Source organism: Streptomyces sp. NPDC046215, from assembly GCF_040646215.1.
GTDB classification, from domain to species: Bacteria; Actinomycetota; Actinomycetes; order Streptomycetales; family Streptomycetaceae; genus Streptomyces; species Streptomyces stramineus.
In genome coordinates this window covers 193,889-213,127 of record NZ_JBEYZW010000002.1, presented here as the reverse complement: position 1 = coordinate 213,127, position 19,239 = coordinate 193,889, and the positions used below count along the sequence as shown (strand labels likewise).

The following is a 19,239-nucleotide window of genomic DNA, read 5'->3' as shown; positions in this document are numbered from 1 at the left end:
CGGGAGTTCGCCGACCGGCTCGGTCTGCCCTTCCCGATCCTCTCCGACCCGGACCGCCGCCTGGCGGACGCGCTGGATCTCCCCACGTTCCGGCTCCGGTCCGCGCGGCTGTGATCACTCGCGAGCCGGTGGCAGGGCTCGCGAGGTCCTGGGGGCGGGCCCGTGGGGGCCGCGCCGGTCAGCCGGCCGAACGCAGCTCCAGCGTGCAGCACTTCACGCTTCCGCCGGCCTTGAGCAGCTCCGACATGTCGGCGCCTATCGGATTGAACCCCCGCTCGCGCAGCGCTTCGATGAGGTGCGTCGCGTTGTGCGGCAGGACCACGTTGTACCCGTCGGAGGCCGCGTTGAGGCCGAAGACCGAGGCGTCGGCGTCGGTGGCGATGATCGCGTCCGGGAACAGCCGTTGGAGCACGGCGAGGCTGCCGGGGGAGAAGGCGGCCGGGTAGTAGGCGACGGTCTTCTCGTCCAGGACGCTGAGCGCGGTGTCCAGGTGGTAGTAGTCCGGGTCGACGAGCGTCAGGCCGATCACCGGCCGCCCGAAGAACTCCTGGGCCTCGGCGTGCGAGCGCGGGTCGCTGCGGAAGCCGGTGCCCGCGAGCAGCCATTCGCCGGCGAGCAGGTAGTCGCCTTCGCCCTCGTTGACGATGGAGGCGGTCCGCGCGTCGGCGAAGCCGTGCTCGCGCAGCCACTGGAGGTAGGCGGGCCCCTCGGCGATGCGCTCCGCGTCGCGGAAGCGTGCCACCAGGGCGCGCCCGTCGATCACGGTGGCGCCGTTGGCGGCGAAGACCATGTCGGGCAGACCGGGCAGGGGATCGATGGTCTCGACGGTGTGGCCGAGGCTCAGGTAGGTCTGGCGCAGGCTCTCCCACTGGGCGATGGCCAGCGGGGTGTCGACGGGCTTGCGCGGGTCCATCCACGGGTTGATGGAGTAGACCACGTCGAAGTGGGTCGGACGGCACATGAGGTAGTGCCGGGGCTGTGCTGTGCGCATGGGTGTGTGATCCCCTGGTTCAGGGGCGGCTGGTGAGGTAGCCGCCCATTGTGGTGAAGTACTCGGCCGCGGGCATTTCCCGGCCGTCCTCGGTGCGGACCCGCTTGACGGCCAGACCGTGGTTGCGGCCGGTCCGGGCGTCCGCTCCGGCGACGATCACCACGGCGTCGCCCTCGCGGTAGAAGATGCGGCCGGGCGTACCGCCGTAGCGGTTCTCGGAGACGGCCGCGGCCGTGATCTCCAGGCGCTTGCCGCGGTGGTAGGCGAAGGCGTTCGGGTAGGGCGAGCACTGGGCGCGCACCAGGCGCTCCAGGTCTTCGGCCGGCCAGTTCCAGTCGATGCGGATGTCCTCGGCGGAACGCTTGTGGAAGAAACTCGCCTTGCTGCGGTCCTGCTTGACCCAGTCGGTGCGGCCCGAGGCGATCTCGGCCAAGCCGTCGACGGTGATCGGGCCGAAGAGCTCCAGCGTCTTGTGGAACAGGTCCGTCGTGGTGTCCGCCGGTCCCACCGGAACGGCACGCTGTAGGACGATATCGCCAGCGTCAAGCGTTTCGTCCATGATGTGAGCGGTGACGCCCACCTCCTTCTCGCCGTTGATGAGCGCCCAGATCAGCGGGGAGAACCCGGCGTAGGCCGGCAGCAGCGAGTCGTGCACGTTGAGCGTGCCGTGCCGCGGCAGGTTGAAGATGCGTTCCGGAATCCAGGTACGCCAGTTGGTGGCCACGATGACGTCCGGGTCGGCTTCCTTGAGCCGGCTGAACAACTCCTCGTCGTCCGGGCGGTTGCGGATGAGGACGGGCACCCCGTGCTGCTCGGCGAGATCGGCGACGGAGTCGTTCCAGATCTTCTCGTACGCGTGGTCGCTCTTGGGGTGCGTCACGACCAATGCCACATCGTGCTCGGAGTCCAGGAGCGCCTGCAGGGTGCGATGCCCCCAGGTCTGATAGCCGAACATGACGACCCGCATCGGGTTCCTCCTTGGGGCGGTGGCTCGATCGACGCAAGTAAAGCAAGGCTTACCTAACTTCCGCAACGTCGTGGACCCCCGATTCAGGGGGTGGTCAGGTGTTCCCGTCGACAGGCTCTCTCGGATTAGGTTAGCTTTACCTAAGTTCGGCTCGGCCGTCGCTTCCAAGGCGTGCCCTGCTCCGTTCCTTCCCAAACGGCTGACAAGCGGCTGCCCCGCACGATGGGAGTGACATGTCACACGCTCTTTCTGACGACACGCCACCGGTCCACGACCTCATAGGCATAGGCTTCGGCCCGTCCAATGTGGCGATGGCGATAGCGCTGAGCGAGCACAACGCGGGCGTCGACCGGCAACACGCCGTCACGGCCCACTTCCTCGAACGCCAGCCCTCCTTCGGCTGGCACCGCGGCATGCTGATCGACGACGCCACGATGCAGGTCTCCTTCCTCAAGGACCTCGTGACGCTGCGCAATCCGACGAGCGAATTCAGCTTCCTGTGCTACCTGCAGAGCAAGGGGAGGCTGGTCGACTTCATCAACCAGAAGAACCTCTTCCCGCTGCGGATCGAGTTCCACGACTACTTCGAGTGGGCCGCGGCCAAGGTCGACGACCTGGTCAGCTACGGCCACGAGGTCATCGCCGTACGGCCCGTGGTGCGCGACGGCGTCGTCGAGTACCTGGACGTGGTCTCCCGCACCGGCCCGGACGCGGAACCCGTCGTCCACCGCGCCCGCAACCTCGTGGTGGGCACGGGCCTGCAGCCGCACCTGCCCGACGGCACCGAGCTGACCGACCGCATCTGGCACAACCGCGACCTGCTCGCCAAGGTCGAGGGCCTGGACGGCGCCGAGCCCTCCCGCTTCGTCGTCGTCGGAGCCGGCCAGAGCGCCGCCGAGACCGTCGCCTTCCTGCACCGCCGGTTCCCCGCGGCCGAGGTCTGCGCCGTCTTCGCCCGCTACGGCTACAGCCCCGCCGACGACAGCAGCTTCGCCAACCGGATCTTCGACCCCGAGGCCGTCGACGCCTACTTCACGGCACCCGCCGAGATCAAGCGCAAGCTGATGGGCTATCACGGCAACACCAACTACGCCGTGGTCGACATCGAGTTGATCGACGACCTCTACCGCAGGTCCTACCAGGAGAAGGTGCTCGGGACCGAGCGGCTGCGGCTGCTCAACGTCTCCCGGCTCACCGACGTCATCGAGACGCCGGACAAGGTGCGCACCACCGTCGAGTCGCTCGTCACCGGCGAGAAGACCCCCCTCGACACCGACGTTGTGGTGTACGCCACCGGATACCGGCCCGCCGACGCGCTCGGCCTGCTGGGCGACGTCGAGGAGTACTGCCTGCGCGACGGCGAGGGGCGCCCCGCCGTCGAGCGGGACTACCGCCTCGCCACCAAGCCGGAACTGCGCTGCGGGCTCTACGTACAGGGCGGCGGCACCGAGCACACCCACGGCATCACCTCGACGCTGCTGTCGAACACCGCGATCAGGGTCGGCGAGATCCTCGGATCGATCCTGGGCCACCGCCCGGCGGAGTCGGGGGACCAGATGCCGCTCGGCGTGATCGAGCCCTCCCCGGCCCGCTGACCCTCCCCACCGCCGGTCCCCGGCGACACCACCGCTCGCCCGCCGGCCTCACCGGCCGGCCGGGCACCATCCGCGCCATGACCCACCCTGGAACGTGAAAGGGACGCCCGTGTCCAAAGGTTCCCGCCCACCCGTGCTGACCCGCGTCGCCGGCAAACTGCCCTGCGTGGCCGTCGCCGTCGCCGCCGCCCTGGCCCTGACCGCCTGTGGCTCCGATACCGGGAAGGACGAGCAGGACACCGCCGGCAAGCCGAGCGCCCCGGCCGGCTCCTTCCCCGTCACCGTCGACCACAAGTACGGCAGCACGGAGATCAAGAAGACCCCGAAGAAGGTCGTCACCCTCGGCCTGTCCGACCAGGACGCCGTGCTCTCGCTCGGCGTCAAGCCCGTCGGCACGGTCGACTGGTTCAAGGAGAAGCCCTACGGCAAGTGGCCGTGGACCAAGAAGCTCTGGGGATCCGACACCCCGCAGATCGTCGGCGAGCGTGACGAGTACAACATGGAGAAGATCGCCGGCCTCAAGCCGGACCTGATCATCGCCCAGTACTCGGGCATGAAGAAGGAGCAGTACGAGACCCTCAAGAAGATCGCCCCGGTCGTCGCCCAGCCCAAGGGCCACCAGGACTACATGGCGCCCTGGCAGGTGATGACCCGCCAGATCGGCAAGTCCCTCGGCAGGGAGGCCGACGCCGAGAAGAAGATCACCGACATCAGCGCCCGCTTCAAGGCCGTCCGCGACAAGCACCCCGAGTTCGCGAAGCAGACGCTGACCGTCGCCGACAGCTTCGAGGCCGGCAAGTACTCGGCCTTCACCAAGGGCGACCCCAAGGCCATCTTCTTCTCCGAGCTCGGCTTCAAGCTCAAGCCCGAGATCGACAAGCTGGCCAAGCCGGGCTGGAACGTCGCCGAGCTGAGCGCCGAGAAGCTGGACGTCCTCGACGCCGACCGCCTCGTGTGGGTCACCTCCAGCACCCAGGCGAACGACCGCATCAAGGCGGAGCCGTTCTACAAGAAGCTGAAGGTCTCCCAGGACAAGCGCGACCTGTTCGTCCCCTACGAGGGTCCGGACATCGGCGCCGCGTTCTCCTTCAACACGGTCCTGTCGATCCCCTACGCCATCGACGAGATCCTGCCGCTCCTGACGGCCAAGAACTAAACGCTCCACCGCTGACGCACCACCAGGGAAAGGCGATCGACCATGTTTGATGCCGAGTCCGACCGGACCACGGCGACCGGGCAGCCCATGACCGGCGCGCAAGCCGGCCTCTGGCTGGCCCAGCAGATCGAGCCGGACAGCTCGGCGTACAACATCGCGTTCTTCCTCGACCTGCGCGGCGACCTCGACCTCGACCGCCTGACCGCCTCCGTGCGGCAGGCGGTCGAGGAGGCCGAGCCGCTGCGGGTGCGCGTCAGCGCGGAGCCGTCGGGACCGCGCCAGTACCCCGCCCCCCTCCCCGTCGACGTCTTCCACGTCGACCTGCGCGGCGAGAGCGACCCCGACGCCGCCGCCACGGCCTGGATGGAGGCCGAGCGCGGCAGGCCCTGCGACCTCGCCCGCGGCCCGCTCTTCGCCCAGGCCCTCCTGCGCCTGCGCGACGACCACGTCCTGTGGTACCAGCGCTACCACCACATCGCCGTCGACGCCGCGGGCGTCGTCCTGATCTCCCGCCGGGCCGGCGAGCTCTACACCCACGGCCCCGCCGCCGGGGAGACCGCCTGGGAACTTCACCGCCTCATCGGCGCCGACCAGGCGTACCGCGCCTCCGACCAACTCACCGCCGACCGCGCCTACTGGACGTCCCGGCTCGCCGGCCGCCCGGAGCCCGTCCGCCTGATCGCCCGCGCGGACACCCCCATGACCCGCCGGGTCCATCGCACCGCGGAGCTCTCACCCGCCCGCACCGCCCGGCTGCGGGAGGCCGCCGACGCCCTGGGCGTCCGCCCGTCCCGCCTGCTCGTCGCTGCCGTGGCCGCCTACCTGCACCGCGCCACCGGCGAGACGGACCTCGTCCTCGGCCTGCCCGTCACCGCCCGCTCCGACGCCGACCGGGACCTGCCCGGCATGGTCTCCAACGTGCTCCCGCTGCGCCTGAGCGTCCGCGCCGACATGACCTGCGCCCAGCTCGTCGACGCCGTACGGCACGAGATAACCGGCGCGCTCGGGCACGGCCGCTACCGCGCCGAGGAGCTCGCCCGGGACCTGGGCCTCGTCGACGGCGTCGCCGAGCTCGTCGGCCCGACGGTCAACATCCTGCCCCCCGGTGACGACCTGCGCTTCGGCGAGCAGCGGGCCGCGTTCCACCCCCTGTGGCTCGGCAGCGTCAGCGACCTGGCCGTCACCGCCGTCGCCCCCGCCGGCGAGAACATCCGCGTCGGACTCGACGCCGACGCCGCCGTGTGCGACGCGCGGACCCTCGCCGACCACGAACGGCGCTTCCTCGCGGTCCTGGACGCCATGGCGGAGTCGGCGGACCGGCCCCTCGGCCGCATCGAGCTCGTCGACGCCGCCGAGCGCGAGCGCCTGCTGACGGAGTTCGGGACCGCGCCCCGCGACGTACCCGAGCTGACCTGGACCGCCGCGTTCGAGGAGCGGGTGCGCACCGCGCCCGGCGCCGCCGCCCTCGTCTGCGAGGACCGCGAGCTGTCGTACGCCGAACTCGACACCGCCGCCAACCGGCTGGCCCGCCTCCTGACCGCGCGCGGCGTGCGCCGCGAGGACGTCGTCGCCGTCGCCGTGCCCCGCTCGGTCGAGCTCGTGGTCTCCCTGCTGGCCGTGATGAAGGCCGGAGCGGCCTACCTGCCGCTCGACGCCGACCACCCGCGCGACCGCATCGCCTACATGCTCGCCGACGCCGGCGCCCGGACCGTCCTCACGTCGTCCGGCCTCGCGGACGAACTGCCCGAGGCCCCCGGCGTCCGGCGGATCCTGCTCGACGACCCCGCCGTGCGCGCCGAACTGGCCGCCACCGACGGCTCCGCCCCCGGCGTCACCGTCACCCTCGACCAGGCCGCGTACGTCATCTACACCTCCGGCTCCACCGGCCGCCCCAAGGGCGTCGTCGTCTCCCACGACGGCGTCGGCAGCCTCATGGCGACCGCCACCGACCGGCTCGGCATCGGCCCGGACAGCCGCGTCGTGCAGTTCGCCTCGGCCGGCTTCGACGTGACGGTCTGGGACCTGGTCATGTCGCTGTGCGTCGGCGGCCGGGTCATCGTCGTGCCCGCCGAGCGCCGGGTCGCCGGGCCCGCCCTGACGGACTACATCGCCGCCCACCGGGCCACCCACATGATCCTTCCGCCGTCCCTGGTGTCGGCGCTGCCGCAGGGCTGCGAGCTCCCCGAGGGCGCCGTGCTCGTCGTGGGCACCGAGGCCGTCCCCGCCGAGCTGATCGCCCGCTGGTCGGACCGGCTGCGGGTCGTCGTCGCCTACGGGCTCACCGAGGCCACCGTCAACTCCACGCTCTGGCTCGCGGAACCCGACCGCGAGGGCCCGGTGCCCATCGGCCGCCCCGACCCCAACACCCGCGCTTACGTCCTCGACACCGCCCTGCGCCCCGTCCCCGCCGGCACCGAGGGCGAGCTGTACATCGCCGGGCGCGGCCTCGCCCGCGGCTACCTCGGCCGGCCCGCCCTCACCTCGGAGCGGTTCGTCGCCGACCCCTTCGGCGCCCCCGGCGCCCGCATGTACCGCACGGGCGACCGGGTCCGCTGGGGCACCGACGGCAACCTGGAGTTCCTCGGCCGCGCGGACGGCCAGATCAAGATCCGCGGGCACCGCGTCGAACCGGGCGAGATCGAGAGCGCGTTCATGGCCTGCCCGGGCATCGCCCAGGCCGCCGTCCTCGCCCGCGAGGACCACCGGGCCGTCAAGCGCCTCGTCGCCTACCTGGCCGGCGAGCCCGGCACCGACGTGGAGCAGGCGGCGGCCGCCGCCCGCGCCGAGCTGGCCCGGACCCTGCCCGAGCACATGGTGCCCTCGGCCGTCGTCGTCCTGGCCGGCCCCCTGCCGCTGACCCCCAACGGCAAGCTCGACACCCGGGCCCTGCCCGACCCGCAGTGGACGGCGATGGCCGGCGCCGACGCCCCCACCACCCCCGCCGAAGCCACCCTCGCCGCACTGTTCGCCGACGTCCTCGGCCTGCCCTCGGCCGGCGTCCACGACAGTTTCTTCGCGCTCGGCGGCGACAGCATCGTCGCCATCCAGCTCGTCCACCGCGCCCGCGAGGCCGGACTGGAGATCACCCCCCGCGACGTCTTCCGCCGCCGCACGGTCGCCGCGCTCGCCGCCGCCGCGGCCACCGCCCCCGCCCGCACCGTGGCCCAGACCGAACTCGACACGAACGCGCTGCCCGTCTCGCCGCTCCAGGAAGGTTTCTTCTTCCACGCGAACGTCGACGAGGACGCCCCCGACCTGTACGTCGTGCAGGAACTCCTCGACCTCGCCGCGCCCGTCGACGCCGACCGGCTCCGGCAGGCCCTCCAGACGCTCCTCGACCGCCACCCGCTGCTGCGCGCCGGCTTCCGCCAGCTCCCCGGCGGCCGGGTCGTCCAGCGGCTCGCCGACGCCGTCACCCTGCCGTGGCGGGAGACCACCGCCACCGGCACCGCCGCCCTGGAGGACCTGCTCCGCACCGACCGGGCCGAGCGCTTCGACCTCGCCGCGCCACCGCTGCTCCGCGCCACGCTCGTCCACGGCGCAGACCGCGACCGCCTCCTGCTCACCCTGCACCACATCATCGCCGACGGCTGGTCCGTCTCCGTCCTGCTGCGCGAACTGCGCGCCGCCTACCGCGGCGAAGAACTCCCCGGCCCGGCCGACCCGCACCCCTACCTCTCCCACCTGGCCGGACGCGACCGCGAAGGAGCCCGCGCCGCCTGGCGCCGCGCCCTCGCCGGCCTGGACGGGCCGACCCTGCTCCTCCCGCCGGACCCCACCGGGACCGCGGAACCCGGCCCCGCCCGGCCCGAACACCTCGACGTGAGCGTCCCCGAGCAGCTCACCGCCGACCTCACCACCTACGCCCGGACCCACGGCCTGACCCTGAGCACCGTCGTCCACGGCGCCTGGGGCCTGCTCCTCGGCGGCCTCACCGGCAGCGCCGACGTCACCTTCGGCACCACCGTCTCCGGGCGCACCACCGAGGTCGACGGCCTCGACGCCGCCGTCGGCCTGTTCATCAACACCGTGCCCGCGCGGCTGGGCGTCCGGCCGTGGGACTCCCTCACCGACGCCCTGCTGCGCCTGCAGGACGAGCACGCCGGGCTGCTGGACCACCACCACCTCGGGCTCGCCGACATCCAGCGCGCCGCCGGCACCGGCGAACTCTTCGACACCCTGGTGGTGTTCGAGAACTACCCGGCCCCGGAGGACCCCGCCGAGGAGCCCCTCATCACCGGGGCGGAGGTCTTCGACGCCGTCCACTACCCGCTCGCCCTCGTCGTCCACCCGGGCCGCACCCTGCGGCTGCGCTGGAAGCACGACGCCACCCGCCTCGACCACGCGGCGGTCCGCACCCTGGCCGACCGCTACGTCACCCTCCTGCGGACCCTGGTGAGCGACCCCGCCCTCCCGGCCGCCCGCCTGGACCTGCTCTCCGAGCGGGAGCACGAGCGCCTGGCCGAACTCAACGCGACCGCGCACACCGTGCCCGAGGCCACGCTCGCCACCGCCTTCGCCGCCCAGGCCGAGCGGACCCCCCTGGCCACCGCCGTCGTCTTCGAGGGCACCCGGCTGACCTACGCCGAACTCGACCGGCGCGCCGAGGCCCTGGCGCGGCGGCTGCGCTCCCGCGGCGCGGGCCCCGGGCAGTTCGTCGCCGTCGCCGTGCCGCGCTCGGCCGAGCTGATGGTCGCGCTGCTGGGCGTCCTGAAGTCGGGCGCCGCCTACCTGCCCGTGGACCTGGACTATCCGGCCGACCGGGTGGCATTCATGCTCGCCGACTCCGGCGCGCGCACCGCCGTGACCACCGCGGCCGGATCCGTGCGCCTGCCCGCCGTCGACGGGGTCGACCACCTGGTCCTGGAGCACCCCGAGCACGCCCCCGACACCCCCGGCGAGCCCGCACGGCCCGACGACCCCGCCTACCTGATCTACACCTCCGGCTCCACCGGCCGTCCCAAGGGCGTCGTGGTCACCCACCGGGCGGTCCACAACCGTCTCGCCTGGATGCAGGGCCGCTACGGGCTCCGAGCGGACGACCGCATCCTGCAGAAGACACCGTCCAGCTTCGACGTGTCGGTGTGGGAGTTCTTCTGGCCGCTCCTCGAAGGAGCCGCCGTCGTCCTCGCCCGCCCGGACGGCCACCGCGACCCCGCCTACCTGGCCGGGCTGATCCACGCCGAACGCGTCACCACCGTGCACTTCGTCCCCTCCATGCTGGCCGCGTTCGCCGCGGCCCTCGAAGCCGGCACCGACACCCCCGGCTGGGCCGCGAGCCTGCGCCGCGCCTTCGCCAGCGGCGAGGCCCTCACCGGGGACACCGCCCGCCGCTGGTGGGACCTCACCGCGCGGTCCGGCGGCCGAGTGCCCCTGCACAACCTCTACGGGCCCACCGAGGCGGCCGTGGACGTGACGTCGTTCCCCTACGCGGGCGGCACCGAGCAGGCCGTCCCCATCGGCCGGCCGGTGTGGAACACCCGCCTGTACGTGCTGGACGGCTTCCTGCGCCAGGTGCCCGACGGGGTGCCCGGCGAGCTCTACCTCGCCGGTGTCCAGCTCGCCCGCGGCTACCACGGCCGGCCCGGCCTGACCGCCGAGCGGTTCGTCGCCGACCCCTTCGGCGCGCCGGGGGAGCGGATGTACCGCACCGGCGACCTCGTCCGGCGCCGCCCCGACGGTGCGCTCGCCTACCTCGGGCGCACCGACCGGCAGGTGAAGATCCGCGGCAACCGCGTCGAACTCGGCGAGATCGAGGCCGCCCTCTCCCGGCAGCCCGGCGTCGCCCACGCCGCGGTGACCGTCCGCGACGGCGCCCTCGTCGGCTACGCCGTCCCCGCCCCGCACACCGGCGCCCCGGACGCCGCTGCCCTGCGCGCGGCGCTCGCCGGGGAACTGCCCGCGCCCATGGTGCCCGGCTCCGTCGTGATCCTGGACGAGCTGCCGCTGACCCCCAGCGGCAAACTCGACCAGAACGCCCTCCCCGCACCGGCCCCGGCCGCCGGGACCGGCGGCCGCGCGCCCCGCGACGCGCACGAGCGCGCCCTCTGCGAGATCTTCGCCGCCGTCCTCGGAATACCCGGGGCCGGCCCCGACGACGACTTCTTCGTCCTCGGCGGCGACAGCCTCACCACGATCGCCGTCGCCACCCGGGCCAGGGAACACGGGCTGACGCTCACCCCCCGCGACGTGTTCGTCCGCCGCACCCCCGCGGCGCTCGCCGCCACGGCCCAGGAGGCCCCCCTGACCACCCTGCCCAGCCCGCCCGCCGCCGGACCGGGAGACGCGGCGGGAGTGACCGTCGCCGCCGCGGACGCCGGCCAGATGGCCGCCGCCCTCCAGGCCATGCTCGCCCAGCAGACCGCAACGCCCGTCGACCCCGGCCTCCAGGCCCTGCTCGACCAGCTCGTCACCGCGGCCGGCACCGCGCAGGAGACGCCCGCCCCGCTCGGCGGCATCACGCTCACCCCCGAGGAGACCGCCCGCATCGAGGCCGCCGCCGGGCTGCCCGTCAGCGACGTATGGCCCCTCTCGCCCCTCCAGGAAGGCATGTTCTTCCACGCCACCTACGACGTGGGCGCCCTGGACGTCTACCTCTCCCAGGAGACCCTGGACCTCGACCGGCGCCTCGACGCCGACCGGCTGCGGGCCGCCTGCGCCACCTTGCTGGCCCGCAACACCGGCCTGCGCGCCGGCTTCACCGGCGACGGCCTGAACCGCCCGGTGCAGTTCGTCACCGACGGCGCCGAGGTCCCCCTGACCGAGACCGACCTCTCCGCGCTGCCCGCCGCCGAGGCGGACGCCCGGGCCCGGGAACTGCTCGCCGCCGACCGCAGGGAGCGCTTCGACCTCGCCGCCCCGCCCCTGTGCCGGCTGCTGCTGATCCGCCTGCCCGGCGGCCGGGACCGGCTCGTCGTCACCCACCACCTCATCCTGTGGGACGGCTGGTCCGCGTGGCTGTTCCTCGAAGAGCTCTTCACCCTCTACGAGCGCGCCGGTGACGACACCGGCCTCCCGCCCGGCGGCTCCTACCGCGACTACCTGGCCTGGCTGGACCGGCAGGACACCGACACCGCCCTGGCCGAATGGGGCCGCGCCCTCGCCGGCTTCGACGAGCCGACCCTGCTCGCCCCCGCCGGCCGCGACAGCGGCCCGGTCATCCCGCGCGACGTCGAGGCGACCCTCTCCCGGGAGACCAGCGACCGGCTGCGCGCCGCCGCCCGCCGCCACGGCCTCACCCTGAACACCGTGCTCAACGCCGCCTGGGGCCTGGTCCTGTCGGCCATGGTGGGCCGCGGCGACGTCGCCTTCGGCACCGCCGTGGCGGGCCGCCCCGCCGAGGTGCCCGACGTCGCCGGCATCATCGGCATGTTCCTCAACACCGTCCCCGCCCGTATCGCCTTCGACCCGGCCGAGCCCCTCCTGGACCTGCTCCGGCGGATGCAGTCCGAGCGCGCCGCCGTCATGCCCTACGAACACGTGGGCCTCGGCGCCCTCCAGCAGCAGACCGGCCACCGACGCCTCTTCGACACCCTCTTCGTCCTGCGGTCCGCCGACGGCGAGGACCGGGCCGCCGCACTCCGGCAGCGGCACGGCATCACCGCCGTGTCCAACGTCGACGGCACGCACTTCCCGCTCACCCTCATCGTCACCCCCGAGACCCGGCTGCGGGTGACGCTCGCCGCCCGGCCCGACCTCTTCGACCCCGAGGCCGCGACCACGGTCCTCACCCGCTTCACCACCGTCCTCGAACGCCTGGCCGCGGACCTCACCGCCCGGACCGGCAGCGTCGACCTGCTGCTGCCCGCCGAGCGGGCCGCCCTGCTCACCGGCCACGACGGCACCCGCGAAGCCGTGCCGGACGAGACCGTCGCCGACCTCCTCGCCGCCCAGGCCGCCCGCACCCCCGGCGCCACGGCCCTCGTCTGCGGGGACCGCACCCTGACCTACGCCGAACTCGACGGCGAGATCAACCGCCTGGCCCGGCTGCTCCTCGCCCGCGGCGCGGGACCGGAGCGGGCCGTGGCCCTCGCCCTGCCACGCTCGGTGGACACGGTCGTCGCCCTGTTCGCGGTCCTGCGCACCGGCGCCGCCTACCTGCCCCTCGACCTCGACCACCCCGCCGACCGGCTGCGCCTGATGGTCGAGGACACCGGACCGATGTGCCTGCTCTCCACCACGGCCGTCGCCCCGACCCTGCGGGAGACCCCCGGAGCCCTCGCCCCCGAGGTGCTCCTCGACGACCCGGCCGTCGCCGCCGCCCTCGCCGCCCTCCCCCCGGAGGAGATCGCCGACGCCGAACGGCCCGCGTTCGCGCACGGCCTGGCGGACCGGCTCGAACACCCCGCCTACATCATCTACACCTCCGGCTCGACCGGCCGGCCCAAGGGCGTCGTCACGCCCTACCGCGGCCTGACCAACATGCAGCTCAACCACCAGAAGGAGATCTTCGACCCGGCCATCGCCTCCGCCGGCGGCCGGCGGCTGCGCATCGCGCACACCGTCTCCTTCGCCTTCGACATGTCCTGGGAGGAGCTGCTCTGGCTCGTCGAAGGACACGAGGTGCACATCTGTGACGAGGAGCTGCGCCGCGACGCCGAAGCCCTCGTCGCCTACTGCGACAGCAACCGCGTCGACGTCGTCAACGTGACGCCCACCTACGCGCAACTCCTCATCGAGGAAGGGCTGCTGGAGCGGACCACCGGGGCCGCGCAGGCCGGCGCCGCCCGGCACCGGCCCGCGCTCGTCCTGCTCGGCGGCGAGGCCGTCTCCGACGCAGTGTGGAGCAGGCTGCGCGACACCGAGGGCACCTACGGCTACAACCTCTACGGGCCCACCGAGTACACGATCAACACCCTCGGCGGCTCCACGGCCGACAGCCCCGTGCCCACCGTCGGCCGGCCCATCCGCAACACCCGCGCCCACGTCCTCGACGCCATGCTGCGGCCCGTCCCGCCGGGCTGCCCCGGCGAGCTGTACATCGCCGGCACCGGCCTCGCCCGCGGCTACCACGACCGGCCCGGCCTGACCGCCGAACGGTTCGTCGCCGACCCCTTCGGCGCCCCGGGGGAGCGGATGTACCGCACCGGCGACCTCGTCCGGCGACGCCCGGACGGGCTGCTGGACTTCCTCGGCCGCACCGACGACCAGATCAAGATCCGCGGCTACCGGATCGAACCCGCCGAGATCTCCTCGGTCCTGGCCGCCCACCCCGAGGTCGCGCACGCCGCCGTCGTCGTCGCGGACACCGCCGGCACCCGCCGCCTGATCGGCTACGTGGTCCCCGAGACCCCCACCGGGGACGAGGACACCGAGCCGCTGGTCCGGCGGCTGCGCGCGCACCTGAAGGCCGGGCTGCCCGACTACATGGTCCCCGCGGCCCTCGTCCTGACCCCGGCCCTGCCGCTGACCGTCAACGGCAAGCTCGACGTCAAGGCCCTCCCCGCACCCGACCTCGCCGGAGGTGCCGCGAGCCGCCCGCCGCGGACCCCCCGGGAGGAAGCGCTCTGCGCCCTGTTCGCCGAGGTCCTCGGCCTGGACGGCGGCGTCGGCATCGACAGCGACTTCTTCGACCTCGGCGGCCACTCCCTGCTGGCCACCCGGCTGATCAGCCGCGCCCGCACCGCCCTGGAGGCCGAGCTCTCGATCCGGGACCTCTTCGAGGCACCCACCGTCGCCGAGCTCGTGGACCGGGCGGCCGGCTCCGGCGGGCCCGCCCGGCCGCCCCTGGTGGCCACCGAACGCCCCGCGGAACTGCCGCTGTCCCACGCCCAGCAGCGCCTGTGGGTCATCCAGCAGATGGAGGGCACCTCGGCCGCGTACAACTTCCCCCTCGTGATGCGGCTGCGCGGCACCTTCGACCCCGACGCCTGGCGGGCCGCGCTCGCCGACGTGACAGCACGCCACGAGGCGCTGCGGACCGTCTTCGTCGAGCGGGACGGGCGGGCCCTCCAGCGCGTCCTGCCCGCGGACCGGGCGCGCCCGGCCGTGGAGTTCCGCACCGCCGGGGAGGAGGAGGCGGCCGGCATCGTCGCCGACGCCGTCGCCCGCCCCTTCGACCTGGCCGCCGAACCGCCCCTGCGCGCCACGGTCGTCCGCATCGCCCCCGACGACCACATCGCCGTCACCCTGCTCCACCACATCACCACCGACGAATGGTCCGACCGCCCCTTCCTGCGCGACCTGACCACCGCCTACACCGCCCGCCTGGCCGGCGCGGCCCCGCACTGGCAGCCCCTGCCCGTCCAGTACGCCGACTACGCCCTGTGGCAGCAGCGGCTGCTCGGCGACCCCGCCGACCCGCGGAGCACCGCCGCCCGGCAGCTGGAGTACTGGCGCACCGCACTGGAGGGCGCCCCCGAGGAGCTCGAACTCCCCACCGACCGGCCCCGGCCCGTCCGCCCGAGCTTCGCCGGAGCCGACCACCACATCACCTTCGACGCCGACGCCCACCGGGGCCTGCGCCGCCTCGCCCGGGACAGCGGCGCGAGCATGTTCATGGTGGTGCACGCAGCCGTCGCCGCACTGCTCCACCGCATGGGCGCCGGCACCGACATCCCCCTCGGCTCGCCCATCGCCGGGCGGACCGACGAAGCCCTGGACGACCTCGTCGGCTTCTTCGTCAACACCCTCGTCCTGCGCGCGGACCTCACCGGCGACCCGAGCTTCCACGACCTCCTGGCCCGCCTGCGGGACACCGACCTCGCCGCGTTCTCCCACGCCGACGTCCCCTTCGAGTCCGTCGTCGAGAAGCTCAACCCCACCCGCTCCCTGGCCCGCAACCCCCTGTTCCAGGTGATGGTCGGCTATCACCACCGCACCGGCGAGGCGCTGGAACTGCCCGGGCTGCACGCCGAGTTCGTGCCCCTGCCGGCCCGGACGGCCAAGTTCGACCTGGTCTTCAGCTTCACCGAGCAGACCGGCGACACCGAGGAGGAGGGCACGCTCGGCTGCCGCCTCGAATACGCCACCGACCTCTTCGACCGGGAGACCGCCGAGGGCCTCGGCGACCGGCTGCGGCGGCTGATCGCCGCGGTCGTCGCCGCACCGGAGCGGCCCGTCTCCCACGCCTGCGTCCTCACCGCCGGCGAACGGCGCCTGGTCCTGGAGGACTTCAACGCCACCGCCCGTGCCGTCGACGAGTCCTCCCTGCCCGCCCTGTTCGCCCGGCGCCTGGCCGAGCGGCCCGACGCCGTGGCCGTCGTTGAGCGGTCCCGGTCGGTGAGCTACGCACAGCTCGACGCCCGCGCGAACCGCATCGCCCACCTGCTGGCCGGGCACGGGGTGGGCACCGAGAGCGTGGTCGGCGTGGCCGTGCCCCGCTCGGCCGACATGGTCGCGACCGTCCTCGCCGCCCTCAAGCTCGGCGCCGCGTTCCTCCCGCTCGACCTCGTCCACCCCGCGGACCGCCTCACCTACATGGTCGAGGACTCCGGCGCCGCCCTCGTCGTGGGCACCGAACCGGTCGCCGGGAAGATACCCGACGTGCCGGGGGTGCCCGTCCTGCTGCTCGACGCCCCGGACACCGCGGCCGCGCTCGACCGGCTGCCCGCCTCCGCCGTGACCGCCCCGCCGGTCAGCCTCGACCAAGCGGCCTACGTCATCTACACCTCCGGCTCCACCGGCCGCCCCAAGGGCGTGATCGTCCCCCACGACGGCATCTCCAGCCTCGTCGCCACGGCCGTGGACCGGATGGGCCTCCAACGCGACAGCAGGGTCCTGCAATTCGCCTCGATCGGCTTCGACGTCGCCGTGTTCGAGCTCGCCATGGCCCTGTGCCACGGCGGCCGGCTGGTGCTGATACCCGACGAGGCCCGCGTCGCCGGACCCGCGCTCACCGACTTCCTCGCCGGCCAGCGCATCACCCACATGATCCTGCCGCCGTCCCTGGTCTCGGCCCTGCCCGCCGACTGCGCCCTGCCCGAGGGATCGACGATCCTCGTCGGCACCGAGACCGTGCCGCCGGACCTCTTCGACCGCTGGGGCGACAGCGTCAACCTCATCGCCGCCTACGGGCTGACCGAGGCCACGGTGAACTCCACCCTCTGGCCCGCCCGGCAGGCCGGCGGCCGGGCCGGCGGCCAGGTGCCGATCGGCGCACCGGACCCCAACACCCTCGCCTACGTCCTCGACGCCACCCTGAGCCCGGTCCCGCCGGGCGTGGTGGGCGAGCTGTACATCGCCGGGCGCGGCCTCGCCCGCGGCTACCTCGGCCGGCCCGCCCTCACCTCGGAGCGGTTCGTCGCCGACCCCTTCGGCGCCCCCGGCACCCGCATGTACCGCACGGGCGACCGGGCCCGCTGGCGCCGCGACGGCAACCTCGACTTCCTCGGCCGGGTCGACACCCAGGTCAAGGTCCGCGGTTTCCGCATCGAACTCGGCGAGATCGAGGCCGCGCTCGTCAGCCACCCGGCAGTCACCCAGGCCGCCGTCGTCCCCGACCGCAAGGGCGACATCGTGCGGCTCGTCGCCTACACCGTGAGCGACGGCACCGAACCCGACCCGCAGGCCCTGCGCGCCCACGTCGCCGGGACGCTGCCCGAATACATGGTGCCCACCCTCGTGGTGCCCCTGGACGGGCCGCTGCCCCTGACGCCCAACGGCAAGCTGGACCGCAGGGCCCTGCCCGCCCCCGACTGGTCCGAGCTGACCGGCGACGCCGCCCCGGCGACCCCCACCCAGATCCGGCTGGCCGAGCTCTTCGGCGAGATCCTGGAGCTGACGGACGTCGGCGCCCACGACAACTTCTTCGCCCTGGGCGGCCACTCCATGGCCTCGATGCGCCTCCTCGGCCGCATCCGGTCCGTCTTCGGAGTGGACCTGAGCATCCGCGACGTCTTCGACGGGCTCACCGTCGCCGGCCTCGCCGCCAAACTCGACGGCGCCACCGCCGGCCGGCCCTCGCTGACCCGCACCGGCCGGCCCGACGACACCGGAGCCGACCTGCCGCTCGCCCCCGCCCAGCGCTGGCGGTGGACCTCCCACCGGCGCCGCACCGGCTACGACCACGCGCTCGTCCTGCGCTCCCCCGGCGGACTCGACGCCGAGGCCCTCGCGGCAGCCCTCGCCGACGTGGTGGAACGGCACGAACCCCTGCGCACCGCCTTCGCCGAGCGGGACGGCGCCGTATACCAGCGGCCCGTCGCACCGCCCGCCCTGGAGCGGGAGGACTGCGCCGACCCCGAGGCCCGCCTCAGCGAACTCGCCGCCGGAACCGCGGACCTGACCCGGCAGGCCCCCTTGCGCGTCCGGCTGCTGACCGGCCCCGGCGGAGCCCAGGCGATCCTGCTCACCCTGCACTACCTCGCCGTCGACGAATGGTCGGTCGTCCCCCTGCTCCGCGACCTCAGCACCGCCTACGCGGCCCGCTCGCACGGCCGCGCGCCGGTGTGGACACCCCTGCCGGTCACCTACACCGACTACACCCGCTGGGCGCACGACCTGCTCGGCGACCCCGCCCTGCCCGACAGCCCCGGCGGACGCCAGCTGGCGTACTGGCGGCGGACGCTCCGGGACGTCCCGCGCGAGCTGACCCTGCCGGCGGACGCCCGGCGCCAGGCCGGGCCCGGCAGGCCCGGACCCGGCGGCGACCTCGTCGAGTTCGTCCTCGACGAGCGGCTGCACGCCGTCGTCGACGACCTCGCCCACCGGACCGGCACGAGCATGTTCATGGTGCTCCACTCGGCACTGGCCGCGCTGCTCACCGCCCACGGCGCGGGCACCGACCTGCCGATCGGCACCATGGTCGCCGGGCGCACCGACGACCAGCTGGCCGACCTCGTCGGCTGCTTCTTGAACACCGTCGTGCTGCGCACCGACACCGGGGGCGACCCGACCTTCGCGGAGCTGCTGGCCCGGGTGCGGGAGACCACGCTCAGCGCCCTGGACCGCCAGGACGTCCCCTTCGACGACGTCGCGCGGGCCACCGGCCTGGCACCGGCCGGACCCCAGGTCATGGTCGTCCACCACGAGCAGGCCCGCCTCGACGCACTCGAAGGCGGCCTGGGCACCCTGGACGCCGTGCCCACCGGCTCCACCGGAGCGGAGCTGACCCTCAGCTTCTACGAACCGCGCGGCGACGGACCGGTGCACTGCGCACTGATCTTCGCGACCGCGCTGCTCGGCCGGGCGAAGGCCCGCCGGCTGGCCGAGGAACTGCACGCGCTGCTGCGCCACGCGGCGGCCGCACCCGAACAGCCGCTCTCCGAGCTGTTCACCGTAATGTCGATGAGGAGTGACGCATGACCACCAACCCGTTCGAGGACCCGCAGGCCCGCTTCCTGGTCCTGGTCAACGAGCAGAACCAGCACTCGCTGTGGCCGGCCTTCGCCGAGGTGCCGGCGGGGTGGCGGACCGCGTTCGGCGAGGACACCAGGGAAGCGTGCCTGGACTACGTCGAGACGCACTGGGCCGACCTGCGGCCCGCGAGCCTCGTCGCGCCGCAGGGCTGACGCCCGGCGCCCCGCACAGGGCCCCGCCGCCCGCTCCGGAGACCTTCCGGAGCGGGCGGCGGGGCCCTTCCCGCGCTCGG

The 19,239-nt window shown here is 73.8% G+C and carries 6 protein-coding genes; 4 read left to right on the top strand and 2 right to left on the bottom strand.

Features of this window, described 5'->3' with window-relative positions; genetic code table 11:
• Nucleotides 1-178: 178 nt before the first annotated feature.
• Both ddaH and ABZ951_RS01975 read right to left on the bottom strand, forming a co-directional pair.
• Nucleotides 179-991, bottom strand: a complete 813-nt coding sequence (gene ddaH, locus ABZ951_RS01980) for a dimethylargininase (protein ID WP_344087493.1) — start codon at nt 989-991, stop codon at nt 179-181.
• Nucleotides 992-1,010: 19 nt separating this feature from the next.
• Nucleotides 1,011-1,958 carry a methionyl-tRNA formyltransferase gene (locus tag ABZ951_RS01975; RefSeq protein ID WP_344087490.1) on the bottom strand — a complete coding sequence of 316 codons (948 nt, stop codon included), beginning with the start codon at nt 1,956-1,958 and terminating at the stop codon, nt 1,011-1,013.
• Between the two features lie 233 nt (nt 1,959-2,191).
• On the opposite strand from ABZ951_RS01975, the gene ABZ951_RS01970 reads away from it, so the two are divergent.
• The 4 genes from ABZ951_RS01970 to ABZ951_RS01955 all read left to right on the top strand — a co-directional run bounded on the left by ABZ951_RS01970 (nt 2,192) and on the right by ABZ951_RS01955 (nt 19,159).
• Nucleotides 2,192-3,553, top strand: a complete 1,362-nt coding sequence (locus ABZ951_RS01970) for a lysine N(6)-hydroxylase/L-ornithine N(5)-oxygenase family protein (RefSeq protein ID WP_344087488.1) — start codon at nt 2,192-2,194, stop codon at nt 3,551-3,553.
• 109 nt (nt 3,554-3,662) lie between these two features.
• Nucleotides 3,663-4,709 carry an iron-siderophore ABC transporter substrate-binding protein gene (locus tag ABZ951_RS01965; RefSeq protein WP_344087486.1) on the top strand — a complete coding sequence of 349 codons (1,047 nt, stop codon included), beginning with the start codon at nt 3,663-3,665 and terminating at the stop codon, nt 4,707-4,709.
• Between the two features lie 42 nt (nt 4,710-4,751).
• Complete coding sequence (locus tag ABZ951_RS01960) at nt 4,752-18,953, top strand: amino acid adenylation domain-containing protein (protein ID WP_361278523.1); 14,202 nt, start codon at nt 4,752-4,754, stop codon at nt 18,951-18,953.
• A complete protein-coding gene (locus ABZ951_RS01955; protein ID WP_344087480.1) occupies nt 18,950-19,159 on the top strand; it encodes an MbtH family protein in 210 nt (69 codons plus the stop codon). Before ABZ951_RS01960 ends, ABZ951_RS01955 begins: the two co-directional genes overlap by 4 nt.
• Nucleotides 19,160-19,239 lie beyond the last annotated feature (80 nt).

What these genes read in the sequence shown, in the direction of transcription:
- ABZ951_RS01975 (WP_344087490.1), bottom strand. Translation starts at nt 1,958, where the DNA reads ATGCGGGTCGTCATGTTCGGCTATCAGACCTGGGGGCATCGCACCCTG.
- ABZ951_RS01970 (WP_344087488.1), top strand. Translation starts at nt 2,192, where the DNA reads ATGTCACACGCTCTTTCTGACGACACGCCACCGGTCCACGACCTCATA.
- ABZ951_RS01960 (WP_361278523.1), top strand. Translation starts at nt 4,752, where the DNA reads ATGTTTGATGCCGAGTCCGACCGGACCACGGCGACCGGGCAGCCCATG.
- ddaH (WP_344087493.1), bottom strand. Translation starts at nt 991, where the DNA reads ATGCGCACAGCACAGCCCCGGCACTACCTCATGTGCCGTCCGACCCAC.
- ABZ951_RS01955 (WP_344087480.1), top strand. Translation starts at nt 18,950, where the DNA reads ATGACCACCAACCCGTTCGAGGACCCGCAGGCCCGCTTCCTGGTCCTG.